This is a genomic window from Methanomassiliicoccales archaeon LGM-RCC1 (assembly GCA_030168575.1).
Taxonomy (GTDB): domain Archaea; phylum Thermoplasmatota; class Thermoplasmata; order Methanomassiliicoccales; family Methanomethylophilaceae; genus Methanoprimaticola.
On record CP115555.1, the window covers coordinates 509,052 to 524,492 of the forward strand.

The window sequence follows — 15,441 nt, forward strand, 5'->3', positions numbered from 1 at the left end:
GAATATTCTGACAACGATACAATTCCAGTTACAAATCTTTCAATCCCAACCCATTTTCGAGAATATCTCCCTGATATCTTCGTCAGATGAAGAGAGCACCCCCTCCAGTTTACCTGTCTCGATGGCCTCTTTCATTATGGTTTCCTTGATCTTCAGACGATTGTAGATCTCATCATCCAATGATGTGGAATGCCCACTGCTGATGCCGTCCAACATCATCCCGCCGTAAGTCACCTTCATGAAGCGGTGCTGCGTGTACTGATCATCAGACAGACCCAATCTGTGTATGCGGTCCTTGGACTGGAGCAAGTGGACCAGATTATAGCTGTACTCGTAGTAAATGGTGTCATGGCATACAGTATGTAATGAAACCGATTCTGCCAAAGTATGTGGATTCGTGATGAGCACAGAGAACCTGCCACCCTTGAAATCATTGATGATCCTGGAGCGCTCATGCACCGGGACACTACCATCGATGCTCTCACAGGAGATGCCCTCTGCGCCCAGAAGATCCTTGATGTTGTATATGGATTTCCTGAAGATGCACCATACTATGACGGTTTTGCCCTCCCTGACGAGCATCGATACCTGATCTATGCATAATCTGGTCTTTGAGGTAACACCAATCTTTGAGATCACCGGAGCCAAATCCTTAAGGGATGGCAGCAGCGTTGCCATGACATCCGGATTGTAGTCATCGGTTGATTCATCCTTGAAGCTCTGCACCAATTCGTCAGGGACCTCGTCCTTCAACAGCATACTCGGATCCGATTCCGCCTGGAGAAGGCGGATGATCCATGTCAGCGGATTGCCTGCACAGACTTCCTTTATCCTGCTGTAGAGCAGATTCTCCTCATTGGTTGATTCCACAAGTATCTGGATATCCGGATTCTCCGGCGGCACCCCCAAATCATCCTTACTCGTCCTGCAGTAGAACGGTTGGATCTTGTCATTGATGTCCTGTATCACAGATTGAGTGGGGTTCCGAAGAGAAGAAAGATCGTATTTGAAATATGAACCGTACTCCTTAGGGAAGAGGATATGCAGTATGCTGTAGAGATCTGAATACGAATTGGGCATAGGAGTACCTGTGAGGACCAACGTGCGCGTCGATTCCTCCGCTACCATCCTGGATGCCGCAGACCTCTTGGTGCTCCAGCCCTTGATGTAGTGACCCTCATCGAAGACCAGCAGGCATTTTGATATGAGGTACTCATTGAGGGCGGATGCGTATTTCCAGAGGCTCTGATAGTTTATCAGAACCATATCCACGGTGGCATAGCTGTTGAAGAATGCCGCCAGAGAAGATGTTCCCTGATGATCTCTGGAATCGAACACTTTGGGTTCCCGACCGAACATCGCCCTGTACTCTGAAATCCAGGAATCGAATGAGTTTAATGGGCACACCACCACCATGTTCAGAAGATTGGATGTCGACTTGAGGTAAGCTAATACCCCCAGGACAGATGCTGTCTTTCCCGATCCCGGTACTGAGAAGTTACCGGCCTTCATCATCGCATACATGAAGAATGAGTCCCACATCTGCTGATCGTACAGATGCCTCACACTGGCCTCATCGACTGTCTTTTTGTATACGATGAACTCGTTCATGATGTTGTGAGCGCGGTTCTTGATATCAATCCCTAACTTCCTTCTCTTCTGTATGATGAGATCGTGTGAATTGATGTAATCCATCAACCTCTTGGAGACTGCTAACCTTATGTCCTTGTCATGGCAGTATGAGCCGAGGTTACTGATAATGCGCTGGAAGGAGATGTAATCTAGATCCTTGCGGAATACTATCTCCTTGTCGAATGATGATACGAACCTTTTGATATCAGACTTATAGACGATTGCATAATTGGTTGGAGGATTGTCTAGACGGTTGTCGAGAACTATCGTGCTACCATCGAAATCCAGAAAGATGCAATTCTTCGTCTTATCGATCTCGTCTATCACAGCCACGCCGCCATGGGAATGGCTTTTAATCTCCTTCCAAACAACCTCTGAAGGTTTCTTGACGATCATTCCAGGCTTATCATCGTTCCACATCCTCTCAAAATTCTCCTTATGTGAATCGAATGATTCGTATCTTCTGAAATCGAAGCTCTCGTAATTCTCTTCGATTGCCGCTGCTGTCTCATTATTGGATCCAAGCATCAGCATCGCATCGCCATCATAGCCCTCAGCATACCCCCATTTGTAATGGAAAATCCCCTTGCGAACTAGTGCAATCTTGATCTCGACCACACCGGCTGAAATCAGATCCGTTAGAATCTGAAGAGAATCCTCCTCATCCAATGTGAGATCCTCGCGCAGACGGCTCAGGAACATGGGATCCAGATCCTCGAGACTCTTCTCTCCCTTGGTTATAGCATCGAAATCCTCTTTTTCGATGTCTTCAGACACGATGAGCCTATACTTCGAATCGGGCTTGTGTACGAACTCAACGAGGCCCTGCGAGTATGCTGCCAAAGCTTTCGAAGAGAAATAGCAGGATACACGGTCGAACCTCTTTGCAGCTCTGAAGAACGGAATGTAGAAATCATTCAGCAAATCCTTCTCGGAGGAGTCGTAGTATCCTTGCAACTCATCTAGTCTGGTCATTCAGCATCCCTAGACGTTCCTCTACCATCTTCTTGAGCTCTTCTAGCTTGTATCTTAGGTCGTCCTTTTGCTCGACGATCTCTATGGATGGTTTATCGATAGCTGAAATCTTCATCATCGCATTATCAACGAGGTTGAGCGGTGCATCTTTGGCATTCATGATAGAGATGCGGTCGAACTCAGAGTTCACCGTTTCCTCAATCTTTCTGGCTAGCTCCTCATCGTTCCTTATCTGCTCCGATATGACTGTCTGTGTGATCGGCTCGTCTATAGATGCTATCTTTTCAATGACCTCATCCACTATTTCCTGGGTGGCGGTAAGGTACTCCTCAGATAGCTCGCTCTCAGCAATTTTCTTAAATTTCCTAATCTGGCGAGTCATGTCGCCTGAACCGAAGAGAAGAGACGCGAACATATCCTTCTTGTACCTCTCCTTCACCTCATCATCTGGTAGCTTCTTCAAAACGCTATGAATCTCATAAAGCGGCCCATTTATGTTGAGATTCGATGCTATGTAGAACTGCTTAGGGGCATTGACGAATTCCAGGAAATCCACCATAAGATTGGCAATCTCCATCAGCTTACGAACCTCAGCCTCTTTCTGGTCGATGCAACGTGCGTACTCTTTAGGTTCGAAAGAATGCCCATCCTCAATCAGATCCCTGTAAATCCCCACCAACTTGTTTATAGGGTCGTAGTCCACCTGCTTCTCCGTTCCATGCTGGAGTGTGAGCTCTAGCGACTTTATCGCCTTCTTCCCGGTCTCGTCATCATATGTGTTGTCAAGGATGACAGCATCGAAGAAGCTGAACTTGGGATCCTCGAGGCTGAGCTCCCTCAGGCATGTGAAACGACGGTTACCATCGATGATCCTGCCGTCCCTTAGGACGACACCAGACTCCCTCTGTTCATACAGCTTGATATTGTTCTTAGTCTTCTTGAATGCATCCAGATTGCTCTCTTTGATCATATCGTGGATGATGTTGTTGTACTCGGGATTGTTGATGTCTATCGCGCCATTTTCCGACTCGTACTTGCTCATCCATGTGGCTATCCTATCATTCTGATCATTGTAGTAGAGCTGGTCCAGCTTAATCCTGTAGACCTGATAGGCCTTGGTCTGACCATCGATGGTCAATTTCTTGGAAAGATCGGTCTCTTGAACAATGTTCGAATTGGATAAATCTAGCTCGGTCATTTTATGCCCCTGTCATTTCATCTACGTACGCTTGATCGTCACGGAATATCTTCTCAGTGTACTTGCAATACCTTAAAGGCTTATGTTCATTTCTAAGCTCCCTGCCCAGATTTAAGCCGTATAGCTCATCGATTTTATCTACGATATCGATTTCGTAATCACTGTCATCATTGCCGAGGGCGGTCAGCGTCATATCTACTATCGCCCCGTTGCGATTGAACTTCTCCATGCTGGTGAACACCTTATGCTTGTGGATCTCACCGCACCTGAGGTTCCTGGAGAGACAGAGGATGTTCTCGTAGAACTCATCCTCGAACCCCTGTTCCTCCAGTTCATGCTGGAATCCGCAATTATGGAGGAAATCCAATGTGAAGTAGCTGTCAGGTTCGAGGAAGGATGCTGCCGCAGACTGATAATCTGCAATCATGTCGTCTGTGACACCTGCTCCGTACAATTTGTCCGCAGTGACATATGTGTCCCCCTCGATGAGGTAATACCTGCGACTTTCCAGATAATCGTTGAATATGTTCATTACTGATTTGTTGTCCCTCATCTCATCGGTGATTGTCACGAAATCCTTGGAGAACAGTTCCTTATCGACGGCCTCACGTAACGACTGGTAGGCATCCGGATAAATTGAACCTTGAGCACTTCTGTACCCCAATCTATTAAGGTTATCGATGTTGTAATACGGATCGTTCTTAGTCTTATGTGTGCTCTTATCATCTGATTTTATGTCGAACTTGGATTCAGCCTTGAAAAACAGCTTACGGGCCACATCATGAGACATAATCCTGGGAGGACTCATCATCGTCGAGAGGTATTCGATTACCTCGTCTGAGAACTTCGGCAGATTCATGTCGAAGTAATCCCCATTGGAGTACTGGGAGAACTTAGTCATGAGGGATCTTATGGATTGCTCCTTCATTCCGTATCTTTCTGAGTACATCCTGCAGAAATCGTTCTTGTTTATGCGACCGGTCTCCTGCAACAACGCTGTTATCTGATCAGGTATCGTCGCCTGACCGAAGCATACAGACGGAGATGTCGGCAACACCATGTTCAATGAAGTAAGGATGCTGTTGTGCTTGTACTTACTCAAGAGCATGTACATCTCCTGCTCGTTCCTTATGTCATACTCATCACAGATGGCCTTGGAATCGATGATTATCAATTGAGCAGAGATATAGGAATCGCTATACCTCCCCAGATCCAATCTCTTGAGGAACTCTGTGACCTGCTTCTCATCGAATGGGTAATACCTGACAGTCGTTGAATCCAAACGCAGGACATGGGTTCCGGGTTTGTCAGAACATAGCTTTATGTCCGCACTGTTCATCTTACAGAGGGGAGCGTTTTTGAGACAATTCTTGTTTACGAACTCCTTGCAGAGCCTGCTGACCTCTGATATGTGCTTGGGTTTGCCAATTTTGGAAAGAACATATGCGATGATGGAATCGTCGGAGAGATTCAATTTCCCATCCTCCAACTCGATATTGTTGTACATCATCGCGCGGAGCTTCCTCTTGAAGGTGTCAGTCTTCGTCGGATCGTTCAGCAGATCCTCCGGTTCCTTCCATCCCTTAGGATGCATGAGCTCAAGATAACGATAGGTCTCCTCGTCCACAGAATACAGGTCCATGAACTGCTTTGCCTTGAACTTGTACAAACTGAAATCTGATGCCAATTCATCCTCTTTCGGTCTTGCCGAGAAGTACGCACGAATCCTCAACAATTCATCATCGACGTCTTTGTATCTTGACTCAAATGCCTCTGAATCCAAAGCGAAATAATCCCTCACGTTCTCCGGTGCCTTTTCCACCATCTTATGTACGGTCAGGACCCTGAGGGACAACCCATTGGAAGTACGTTCTACGACCCCTCTCTCCAGAAGCGATGCAATAACGCGGTCATAACTCTCATTGAACATCAATTTCGAATCTAAATTCTTCTTCAGCTTGAATGCGACTACCGGTCCATCTGCTTCTGATAGGACGCCTATGATGTTCTGTTCCAAAGTCTTGGGTGCCTCTTTGTTTCCAGTCGAAGACGGTGGTTGGATAACAGGAAGTGAGGATATGACCTTCCCAACATAATCGTTGTTCAACCAAAAGCTGTACTTCCTCTCTGCAGCGTTCTGTCCATGAGGTCTCACATGTACCATTAGGTTGGCCGTCTTGGGGATGAAAGCATCGATATTGCCATCAACGATCTTCTGCCTGGTATCGTTCCATACGAACTCAGCCTTCTGGAGATCATCATCTGGCATTGACCAGAAAGCCGCATTCTTAAACGAGAAATCCCCGTCCTCCGAATCATCAGATGATGTAAACACCAAGAAAAGGAACCTACTGGTAATCTGCTTATAGAATTCACTCTGCTGCCATGACGAGTTGGTCATCTCCTCAAAATCAAATGCCGGAAATGACATACTCTCCTTGGGAGGAGAATCATCCTTCACACGGACGGTTCTTATGTAGGTTCCACTGGTTATGAGAGCGTAGTATAGATCTGGCGATGACTTCAACATCCTATCCGCCAAGGACCTGAAATACCCTTTAGACTGCGGATTGAGATGCTCCTTGAGGATGGCCTCTATCTCAGAAGAAGACTTGCCGACGAATTGCCTGAGAAAATCTATTATCGCCTCTTCAACTTCGATGCCACTTCCACCCATCAATTCGTAATAGTTGTCGGATTATAAACTAAGCATCCTAATCCTGAACCAATGATATACCTGTAAACCAATCTGAGAAGTATGAGGACTGCGCCGAAGCCCTTGAATAAGAACGTCACGAAATCCATGAAAGGAAACGTTCGCAAAGACACCAAACCGGAGCTTATCCTCCGCAAAGGCCTCAGGGATGCAGGTTACAGCGGCTACCGCCTGCAGTGGAAGGTTCCTGGAAGGCCGGATATCTGCTATCCGGGCAGGAAGATCGCCATATTCGTTAACGGATGCTTTTGGCACAGATGCCCCAAGTGCAATCTGCCCGTGCCCACGAACAACAGGGAATACTGGGAATCCAAGTTCGAGGCTAACAAGATCCGTGATGCTGATAAGATATCGGCATTGGAATCATCGGGATGGACAGTGATGGTTGTATGGGAATGCGACCTCAAAAAGAATCTGGAATCGCAGATTGAACGTATCGCAGAACTGATTCTCTCAAAGGATGATGAAAAGAAACGTGGCAAACGTAAGAAGGATTAATATCGGTAGATTGGATCCCGCTAACATGGAATCCTGCATCCGCGTAGTCGAATTGTTCGCTGGTGTCGGGGGATTCCGTGTCGGGTTAGAAAGAGCCTCTTCAGAGAGGTTCAAGACCATCTGGGCTAATCAATGGGAGCCAAAATCCAAGATGCAGGCCGCCTTCACATGCTATGAATATCATTACGGAAACTCTGGCTCCAAGAATGTGAACGAGGACATCTCTAAAGTCAGGGACGATGTCCCAAAAGACTTCGAACTCCTAGTAGGCGGTTTCCCCTGTCAGGATTATTCCGTGGCTTCCACACATGCAAAAGGCATCCAAGGGAAAAAGGGAGTCCTGTGGTGGGACCTATACCACATCGTTCAAAAGCACCACCCAAGATACATTCTCTTAGAGAACGTGGATCGCCTCCTCAAATCACCAGTGGACAAAAGAGGAAGGGACTTCGGGGTAATCCTCAGATGCCTTTCGGACGAGGGGTACTACGTGGAATGGCGCGTCATCAACGCTAATGACTACGGAATGGTTCAGAGACGCAGGAGGACATTCATATTCGCCTGCAGAGAGAACCATCCGTTCATCAAAACAGTGAGAGACATCGACTTGAAGGATCTGGTCCTTTCGAAGGGTTATTTCCAATCCGTGTTCCCGGTCAAAGGTCTGAAAGACCTGGAGAAGATCGGCTCTTACGAAATCAAAAAATCCTACAAAGGCCTGGTCGATGTATCCGACAGGTTCGAAGGACGTTTCTACAACTCCGGTGTGATGTCAAAGGGAAACATCTACACATGCGAGACCGTTCCAAAGTATCGCAAGAAGAAGGGCGAGGGATTACTATCAACCGTCGTAGATAGCTGCGATGACCCTGCATACTTGCAGGAGGATTATATCGACAAATGGATTGAGATGAAGGGCAGTAAACGCTTGCTGAGAACGAACAAGAAAACAGGCATCCAATATTACTATTCCGAAGGCTCCATTCCTTTCCCGGACCCGCTGGACAAGCCTGGAAGAACCATGCTCACATCCGAAGGGACAAGAAACCGCAGTTCTCACGTAATAAGGGATCCAGGCAACGGCATGCTTCGTGTGCTGACTCCCGAAGAGTGCGAGAAACTGAATGGCTTCGAGCCTGGTTGGACCTTCATGCTATCGAAACGCCAGAGATATTTCACAATGGGTAATGCGCTTGTTGTGGATCTCATCGAGAGAATGGGTAAGGGCATCCTAAGTCTCGAAGACATGTGATGAATCGACCTCTTTCGACTTTATCACGGTTCGAATTACATGCAAACACGAGGGTTATAGGATTCTTATCCTTCCACTACCATACCCTCTCCATGTCCGAGATCAGATGCCCCCGCTGCGGAACGTTCTTCCAGATAGACGAATCCGATTACGGAAAGATAGTCAGCCAGGTGCGCGACGCGGAGTTCTCCAAGGAGATGGAGTACCGCGTGCAGCATTACGAGAAGGAGAAGGCCGATGCCGTATCTATCACCAAAGCTGAAGAGGAGAAGAGGCACGCCGACCTCCTCAACAAGACGAAGGAGCAGCTGAACGGGGAGATAGCCTCCAGGGACAGGGAGATAGCCGATCTCAGGTCCAGGATCGAGAAGTTCGAACTGGAGAAAACCATCGCCGTGAAGGATGCCGAGGATGCCAAAGAGAAGGAGATCTCCGATCTGAAATCCAAACAATCCGGATGGGAGAGCGAGAAGAAACTCGCCCTCTCCGAAGCGGAGAACAGGAAGATAGAGGAACTCAACTCCAAGGAGAAAGAGATCTCAGAACTCAAAGCGAAGATCGACCAAGTCGAGATGTCAAACAGACTCGAGCAGGACAACATCAGGAACCAATACGAGTCGCAGCTCAAAGCGAAGGACGAGGAGGTCCAGTTCTACAAGGATTTCAAAGCGAAACAGAGCACCAAGATGATTGGGGAATCCCTTGAGATCTTCTGCATGAACGAGTTCAACAAGCTGCGCCCCACCGCATTCCAGAACGCGTACTTCGAGAAGGACAACGAGGTGTCCGGCTCTGGATCCAAAGGGGATTTCATCTTCAGGGATTCCGAGGACGGCGTCGAGTACATCAGCATAATGTTCGAGATGAAGAACGAGGCCGATCAGACCGCCACCAAGCACCGCAACGAGGACTTCTTCAGGGAACTCGATAAGGACCGCACCGAGAAGGGATGCGAATACGCCGTCCTGGTCACCATGCTGGAACCGGACAACGAACTGTACAACACCGGCATAGTGGACGTCTCCTACAGATACCCCAAGATGTACGTCATAAGGCCGCAGTTCTTCATCCCCATGATCACCCTCCTGCGCAACGCATCGAGGAACTCCCTCCAATACAAGCAGGAGCTCATGGACATCAGGAACCAGAATCTCGACATCACCCATTTCGAGGAGAACATGAACGCCTTCAAGGACGGCTTCGAGAGGAACTACCGTTTGGCGAGCGAGAGGTTCGCCAAGGCCATAGATGAGATCGACAAGACCATCGACCACCTGCAGAAGGTGAAGGAGGGTCTGATAGGATCAGAGAGGAACCTAAGACTGGCGAACGACAAGGCCCAGGACCTGTCGATAAAGAAGCTGACCAAGAACAATCCCACTATGGCGAAGAAATTCGCGGATCTGAAGGACGATAATGAGCAGAAATCAGACGAACGATCGAATTGAATCGATAAGGAAGGTATTAAGAAAAAGTGTGCAGCTGACATCTATGCTAGATATCCTAACCAAACTGCTAGGTATGCAATTAGATGTTACTCTGACAAATGTGATACCTAAATGAGAATTGCATCATTCACCACATAACCAGATGTTCAGAATAGAGTTGACCCTATCCAACTCTTTCTGTTCATCCCCTTCGTACCTGTAGACCTCATGATCGGTGTTCACTGACAGCTCATTCTCTCCGTCATCGTCGATCCTCAGCCTATAGATGCTGTTACCGGTCCAACTGCGGTACAGGTACAATGTATCCCCCTCCATGAACGATCCCCACCTGTCATCCATGCCCTCGGGCCTGCGACCGGATCTGAGGATCCCCAGCTCCTCGGAGCTGAATCTCCTCTTCAATATGATCCTGATGGATTGGTCACCGATGTCTACGAACCGCCAATCGTCCCTCATCGCTGGTCTATCCATCGTTCCGCACCTCACAGGAAGATGATGGGGTCTCCCCCATCGTTGATCAATCCTCGATCTCCCAGACCATGGTCACCAATTCCTCGACGGAAGTATCTTCCGGATCTATATCCAAGCCGAATCCACCATCGTATATCGGCGATGCGAGCATCTTGCAATCGGAATAGTCCTCGTACCCTCCGTATGAGCTGAATTTCCTGTCGACGCTCAGCAGCTTCCCCAGCTTCGCACCCACGGATTGCACGATGGTCTCCGCTTCATCCTTTGCATGCCTGCATGCCTCCTGCAGCGCCCTGTTCTTCAGGGCCTCCATGTCACTGTTCCTGAAAGAGAACCTGATCCTAGGGGTGATGTCCATCTTCATTATCCTGCCGAGGATATCCGCCAGCTTCTTGTTGTCGTTGGGGAACTCGAAGGACAGACCCTGCTCATAGACGAAGCCGTCCGGATATTCCTTGTATACGTCATCACCGTCCTCGTCCACACCGATCTTCCTCTTGGAATAGGCCTGAGAGACGGACAGGTTGGTGGTCTTGAGCGCCTCGCGGGCTATGCCCGACTTCTCTATGGCATCCTTCAGCCTCACGGTGCAGTCGGTCATCTCCTGCACTGCTTTACTGTACTCCTTCGCCCTTCCGGTGACGTCGAAACTCACCACGGTGATATCCGACGGTGCGGTCACGGTGGCCTTGCCGCTCATAGTGATCATTCTTTCCATATTCTCACCTTCTTCTCCCGGAAGTATTCCGGGGCTTACGTGATCGATATGGGTCGCAGGAGTATAATAACACTACAATGTTATGTTTGTTATCTTTTTTCTGCGGGTTAGCCGGACGGTTGCGATGATATCAGTGAAGAAACTGCTGGAGAGTGAAATCAGCAAAGCTGCGGCTCAGAGATGGATCGATGATCAGTCCGCTCTCTGAAGCTCCTTTTCTGCAAGGTAACGGACATCCCTGACGAGGTGCTCTTTGATATCGAGATCGACGATAGCCTCATCAATGGACATTTTGCGAATTCTGACTATCGAAGCTACTGAATGTGCATAGTTCTCAATCAAAATATCATCGATTTCCTGCTCCCTAAGCTCCTCAGCATAGCTCTTAGTCAATTCATCCATACTATCGATTGAACAGTGCCCTATCCAATTATTATAATCTTGCCTGTGCCGTTCCTCGTACTTCAAGAAATCAGTACATGCCCTGGAAGACAAAGGGTAGACGCATGATGGATGATAATAACGCGCGATTATGGAGTCGATGATGTATGTCTAATCAATCCGCTTTCTGAAGCTCCTACTCGGCGAGGAAACGAACGTCCCTGATGAGATACTCCTTGATGTTGAGCTTTACAAGGGCTTCGTCAATGGAGATGTTGTCGCTTCTGACCAACGCTACGACAAACTTAGCATCCTCTTCGATCAGGGCATCTTCCACTGCCTGCTCCAAGAGTTCCTCAGCGTAGCTCTTCACCGTTTCCTCCATACTATCGATTAACAATCCGCTTGTCTTAATTTTATAATCTTGCCCTTGCCGTTCCTTGCACTTCAAGAAATCGGTACATTCTCTAGTTGGCAAACCGGGTAGACAATATGTACAATGCAAAGACCTATGTAGATGATGAGAACACCCTGATTTTGGTGTCGATGATATCTGATCAATCCCCTTTCTGAAGCTCCTTCTCGGCGAGGAAACGGATGTCTTTCTCTAATGATGGATCGATACTCAGATTGCTCATAGCCTCGTCTATCGAAATGTTATTCCTCTTAACCATGAAAACGATATTCTTAGCCTGAACATCGATCTGCGCATCCTCGATGGCCTGCTCCCTGAGTTCCTCAGCGAAACTCTTTGCCGTTTCCTCCATACTATCGATTTATCATCCGCATGTCTCAGTTTTATAATCTTGCTCGTGCCGTTCCTGGTAACGATAAGGTTAGATCGCTCGCTAACTAAACACTGAAAAACCAACCGTTCCCGACTTCAAAGAGAAGGATCGATCATCTTACCCTGAACGCCACCCTCATCCTGTCGGCGATCCTTCCGCATTCCTCTTCCGAGGCCTGACTGATGGATCCCCCTACGACGGAGACTGTCACGCCGTCGATGGACTCCCTGCACTCCTTGATGAAGTCCAGGACCGCCTGGTAGGAATCTATCCCGAACCTGCTGCGGGTGACCTCCAGGTACTCCTCCGCGTTGCATGCGTTCAGGGAGATGGAAACGGAATCCACCAAACCCACCATCTCCGGCACGATGTCCCTGCCGTTGATGAGGTTGCCCAGACCGTTTGTGTCCAGTCTGACCCTCTTGTGCAGGGTATCCTTGATGAACCTGGCGATGACCTTGAGGTCGTCGAACCTCTCCGTTGGCTCCCCGTAGCCGCAGAACACTATCTCCGGGACCCCTTCCAGATCCAGCGATGATAGCTTGTCCTCAAGCTCCTGCACCGTGGGCTCCCTGTCCAGCCACAGCGAGTCAGCATCCCCTAGATGATCGGTCTCGTCCCTGACGCAGAAGGTGCACCTGCAGGGGCACCTGTTGGTCATGTTGATGTAGTATCTCGATCCGTAGCGGTAGACTATGCTGGGCATCGTGACTCCCATGAGTGATTCGGTATAAAATAGTGAATAAAGAAGGGCCGTGAGGCCCTTGGTTTGATCAGCACCTGCGGATGATCATCGTCACCGCGTTCCCTCCGCCTAGGCAGAGGGTTCCGAGACCGACGTCCTTGTTGCGGTCCTGGAGCGCGTAGAGCAGGGTGGTGAGCACACGGGCACCGGAGCATCCGATGGGGTGTCCCAATGCGACCGCGCCTCCGTTGACGTTGAAGATCTCGTCGGGGACGTTGAGCTCCTTCTTGACCGCGCAAGATGCGGATGCGAAGGCCTCGTTGTGCTCGAAGAGGTCGATATCGTCGATGGTCATTCCGGCTTTCTTGAGGACGTGCCTGGTGGTGGGTATGGGGGCCTCCATGATGTACTCGGGCTTGACTCCCCTCTCCCCGTAGGCCTCGATGGTCGCCAGGGGCTTGAGTCCGTGCTCCTCCGCCCACTTCCTCGATGCGACCACCAGGGATGCGGCTCCGTCGCTCAGCTGCGAGGAGTTACCGGCAGTGACTATTCCGTCCTTCTTGAAGACGGGCTTCAGCTTCCCGAGGGCCTCCATGGAGGAATCCTCCCTGATACCCTCGTCTGCGTCGAAGATGATGTCTCCCTTCTTGTTGGGGATGGTGATGGGAAGGATCTCCTTCTTGAACTTGCCCTCCTTGGTCGCCTTGGCGGCCTTCAGGTGGGATTCCACTGACAGCTGGTCGGCATCCTCCCTGGAGACGTTGAACCTCTCGGCCACGATCTCGCCGGTGAATCCCATGTGCTGGTTGTTGAAGATGTCCCAAAGTCCGTCGTGGACCATGGCGTCGACGACCGTCTGGTCGTTCATCCTGTATCCCCATCTGGCGCCGTTCATGATGTATGGGGCGGAGGACATGTTCTCCATTCCTCCGACCGCGAGGACGTTGTACTCCCCTGCCTTGATGGCGTCGGCTGCGAGCATGGCGGCCTTCATCCCGGATCCGCATACGGCGTTCACGGTGAAGGAACCGATCTCCTCAGGGAGGCCGGCTCCGATGGCAGCCTGCCTCGCGGGGTTCTGGCCGAGTCCGGCGCTGATGACGTTACCCATGATGCATTCCTCGATGTCAGTGGGCTGGAGTCCTGCCCTGCTGACAGCCTCCTTCACGACCATCGCACCGAGGTCGGTGGCCTTGATGCCTGTGAGTGTCTTTCCGTATTTTCCGATGGGCGTCCTTACTGCGCTTAAGATTACGACTTCGTCCATGGTTATCATTCCTTTAATCGTGAAGATATGGGTTCAGTATTAAAGAGTGACGTTGTCGAAGTTCGACTATCGCCGAATACAAAAAGCTCAGACCCTGCCGTTGAGGAACTCCACAGGCTGCTCCAAACCCATTCTCTTCAGGGGCTTGGAGAGATGCCTCCTGGCTGCCGTCGGGGGCTCGTACCATCCGGGCACGACCTGCCTGCGGACGTTCTCCAAAACGGGCTCTTCGGAGGACGTGTGGCAGTCCCTGCACTTGTACGGCTGTCCGGATCCCTTGGATTTCATGGTCCTGCCACATTTCGGGCACACGGGATTGGAGACCTTCCTGTACTCGTCCGCAGTGGAGATGATATGAATCTTCTCAATGTTCAGGGTGCGGGGTTCTTCCCTCAGCTCACCTAATACCTCCACCTCGTCACCGGGTATGAGCCAGTCCACCGTGAAACGGAACTCCTTCGACGGTTCGTATGCTCCGCATGTGAGCACTCCGTGCCTCGTCTCGATATCTATGAAGACGTGACCTCCGGAGATGTGCCGGGGCTGCGAGACGATCGTGCCTTTAAGGATGTACGATTGGTTCGGGACCAACTTGGAAGGGTCCCTGATGAGATGGTCGTCCGTCCCCTGATTCGTCAGGAAGACCATCCACCTCTCAATAGGCTCCGTCGAGATCCTCTTCGAAGCCTCGATGAGATCCTTCTCATCGTCTCCTCTGAGGCCGTACATCACCGGACACGGGGTGGAAGGGACCATCGCCACCTTCTGCATGCGGTCCTCCCAGCTGTTGAATGTGGTAGGATAGCCGTGCTCCACATCCCTTATGGTCAGAGGATCAAAGATCCTCTCTGTGCCCCATCTGTCGTAAGGCCTGTAGGACAGCAATTCGAATGTCGTGTCCCTGGGCCTCCATGCCATGCCGCATGTGCAGCCGATGAGCCCCCTTCCGCAGCCGATCTCATAGGTGGTCGCACCGATCCTCTTGATCTCCTTATCGATGACCTTGCGATCCATGATGGTCCTGACGCCATTCCAGTAGAAGCTCTGGGAAGGCTTCACCCTGGAGATCAACAAACCGGGGTCCGCATCATCCTCATGATGCTCCAGGATATGGGGGATAATCCTATCCTTCATCATCTCCGGATCGGGTTCGAAGGAAGTACAGGAATCGTAGCAGAAGATCTTCCTGTCACCGATCATCCCGATGAAACGCTTCTTCCCGGTACCTTTACCGAATCTCATGACAAGGGAACCGTTCCCCCTGGTCTTCCAGGGCGTGGCCGGATTCAGCCTCACCAATCTAGGATTCCCGATCAGATCCAAATCTGAGAATTCCCTGATAATCTCCGTAGCCAGGAACGTCGTGCAGTTCCCCTTCATGGAATCGGTATCGTCCACAGCTACGAACATGG

At 49.9% G+C, this 15,441-nt stretch carries 14 protein-coding genes; 3 read left to right on the forward strand and 11 right to left on the reverse strand.

The features are described from left to right. Positions 1-39: 39 nt before the first annotated feature. The 3 genes from PED39_02495 to PED39_02505 are packed head-to-tail and all read right to left on the reverse strand — an operon-like array spanning position 40 to position 6,482. Positions 40-2,607, reverse strand: a complete 2,568-nt coding sequence (locus tag PED39_02495; protein ID WII08086.1) for an SNF2-related protein — start codon at positions 2,605-2,607, stop codon at positions 40-42. Continuing rightward, positions 2,591-3,805 carry a hypothetical protein gene (locus PED39_02500; protein ID WII08087.1) on the reverse strand — a complete coding sequence of 405 codons (1,215 nt, stop codon included), beginning with the start codon at positions 3,803-3,805 and terminating at the stop codon, positions 2,591-2,593. The genes PED39_02495 and PED39_02500 overlap by 17 nt, the downstream gene beginning before the upstream one ends. A gap of 1 nt (position 3,806) precedes the next feature. Continuing rightward, positions 3,807-6,482 (reverse strand): hypothetical protein, encoded by a 2,676-nt coding sequence (locus PED39_02505; GenBank protein WII08088.1) that lies wholly within the window; start codon positions 6,480-6,482, stop codon positions 3,807-3,809. A gap of 81 nt (positions 6,483-6,563) precedes the next feature. Here PED39_02505 and PED39_02510 point away from each other — a divergent pair, with 81 nt between their 5' ends. From PED39_02510 to PED39_02520, 3 genes are all read left to right on the forward strand, one after another. Further along, the gene (locus PED39_02510; GenBank protein WII08089.1) at positions 6,564-7,019 is read left to right on the forward strand and encodes a very short patch repair endonuclease; all 456 of its coding nucleotides are present in this window, start codon (positions 6,564-6,566) and stop codon (positions 7,017-7,019) included. 25 nt (positions 7,020-7,044) lie between these two features. Next, a complete protein-coding gene (dcm, locus tag PED39_02515; GenBank protein ID WII08090.1) occupies positions 7,045-8,271 on the forward strand; it encodes a DNA (cytosine-5-)-methyltransferase in 1,227 nt (408 codons plus the stop codon). A 92-nt stretch (positions 8,272-8,363) separates the two neighbouring features. Next, positions 8,364-9,719 carry a DUF2130 domain-containing protein gene (locus tag PED39_02520; GenBank protein ID WII08091.1) on the forward strand — a complete coding sequence of 452 codons (1,356 nt, stop codon included), beginning with the start codon at positions 8,364-8,366 and terminating at the stop codon, positions 9,717-9,719. Between the two features lie 123 nt (positions 9,720-9,842). Here PED39_02520 and PED39_02525 read toward each other — a convergent pair whose 3' ends face one another. The 8 genes from PED39_02525 to PED39_02560 form a co-directional block, all read right to left on the reverse strand. Further along, on the reverse strand, positions 9,843-10,190 hold the full coding sequence (locus PED39_02525) for a hypothetical protein (protein WII08092.1): 348 nt from the start codon (positions 10,188-10,190) through the stop codon (positions 9,843-9,845). Positions 10,191-10,236: 46 nt separating this feature from the next. Continuing rightward, positions 10,237-10,908 carry an SIMPL domain-containing protein gene (locus PED39_02530; GenBank protein WII08093.1) on the reverse strand — a complete coding sequence of 224 codons (672 nt, stop codon included), beginning with the start codon at positions 10,906-10,908 and terminating at the stop codon, positions 10,237-10,239. A 192-nt stretch (positions 10,909-11,100) separates the two neighbouring features. Beyond that, positions 11,101-11,376: a hypothetical protein gene (locus PED39_02535; GenBank protein WII08094.1), complete on the reverse strand. Its 276-nt coding sequence runs from the start codon at positions 11,374-11,376 to the stop codon at positions 11,101-11,103. 109 nt (positions 11,377-11,485) lie between these two features. Continuing rightward, positions 11,486-11,662: a hypothetical protein gene (locus tag PED39_02540; GenBank protein WII08095.1), complete on the reverse strand. Its 177-nt coding sequence runs from the start codon at positions 11,660-11,662 to the stop codon at positions 11,486-11,488. 184 nt (positions 11,663-11,846) lie between these two features. After that, the gene (locus PED39_02545; protein WII08096.1) at positions 11,847-12,056 is read right to left on the reverse strand and encodes a hypothetical protein; all 210 of its coding nucleotides are present in this window, start codon (positions 12,054-12,056) and stop codon (positions 11,847-11,849) included. Between the two features lie 133 nt (positions 12,057-12,189). Further along, positions 12,190-12,783 (reverse strand): TatD family nuclease-associated radical SAM protein, encoded by a 594-nt coding sequence (locus PED39_02550; protein WII08097.1) that lies wholly within the window; start codon positions 12,781-12,783, stop codon positions 12,190-12,192. Positions 12,784-12,850: 67 nt separating this feature from the next. After that, the gene (locus PED39_02555) at positions 12,851-14,029 is read right to left on the reverse strand and encodes an acetyl-CoA C-acetyltransferase (protein ID WII08098.1); all 1,179 of its coding nucleotides are present in this window, start codon (positions 14,027-14,029) and stop codon (positions 12,851-12,853) included. A gap of 87 nt (positions 14,030-14,116) precedes the next feature. Further along, on the reverse strand, positions 14,117-15,439 hold the full coding sequence (locus PED39_02560; protein ID WII08099.1) for a tRNA(Ile)(2)-agmatinylcytidine synthase: 1,323 nt from the start codon (positions 15,437-15,439) through the stop codon (positions 14,117-14,119). Positions 15,440-15,441: the final 2 nt, after the last annotated feature.

Excerpts from the sequence above, each read along its gene's own strand:
- PED39_02550 (WII08097.1), bottom strand. The coding sequence starts at position 12,783 with ATGCCCAGCATAGTCTACCGCTACGGATCGAGATACTACATCAACATG.
- PED39_02495 (WII08086.1), bottom strand. The coding sequence starts at position 2,607 with ATGACCAGACTAGATGAGTTGCAAGGATACTACGACTCCTCCGAGAAG.
- dcm (WII08090.1), top strand. The coding sequence starts at position 7,045 with ATGGAATCCTGCATCCGCGTAGTCGAATTGTTCGCTGGTGTCGGGGGA.
- PED39_02530 (WII08093.1), bottom strand. The coding sequence starts at position 10,908 with ATGGAAAGAATGATCACTATGAGCGGCAAGGCCACCGTGACCGCACCG.
- PED39_02560 (WII08099.1), bottom strand. The coding sequence starts at position 15,439 with ATGTTCGTAGCTGTGGACGATACCGATTCCATGAAGGGGAACTGCACG.
- PED39_02545 (WII08096.1), bottom strand. The coding sequence starts at position 12,056 with ATGGAGGAAACGGCAAAGAGTTTCGCTGAGGAACTCAGGGAGCAGGCC.
- PED39_02525 (WII08092.1), bottom strand. The coding sequence starts at position 10,190 with ATGGATAGACCAGCGATGAGGGACGATTGGCGGTTCGTAGACATCGGT.
- PED39_02520 (WII08091.1), top strand. The coding sequence starts at position 8,364 with ATGTCCGAGATCAGATGCCCCCGCTGCGGAACGTTCTTCCAGATAGAC.
- PED39_02505 (WII08088.1), bottom strand. The coding sequence starts at position 6,482 with ATGGGTGGAAGTGGCATCGAAGTTGAAGAGGCGATAATAGATTTTCTC.
- PED39_02500 (WII08087.1), bottom strand. The coding sequence starts at position 3,805 with ATGACCGAGCTAGATTTATCCAATTCGAACATTGTTCAAGAGACCGAT.
- PED39_02510 (WII08089.1), top strand. The coding sequence starts at position 6,564 with ATGAGGACTGCGCCGAAGCCCTTGAATAAGAACGTCACGAAATCCATG.
- PED39_02555 (WII08098.1), bottom strand. The coding sequence starts at position 14,029 with ATGGACGAAGTCGTAATCTTAAGCGCAGTAAGGACGCCCATCGGAAAA.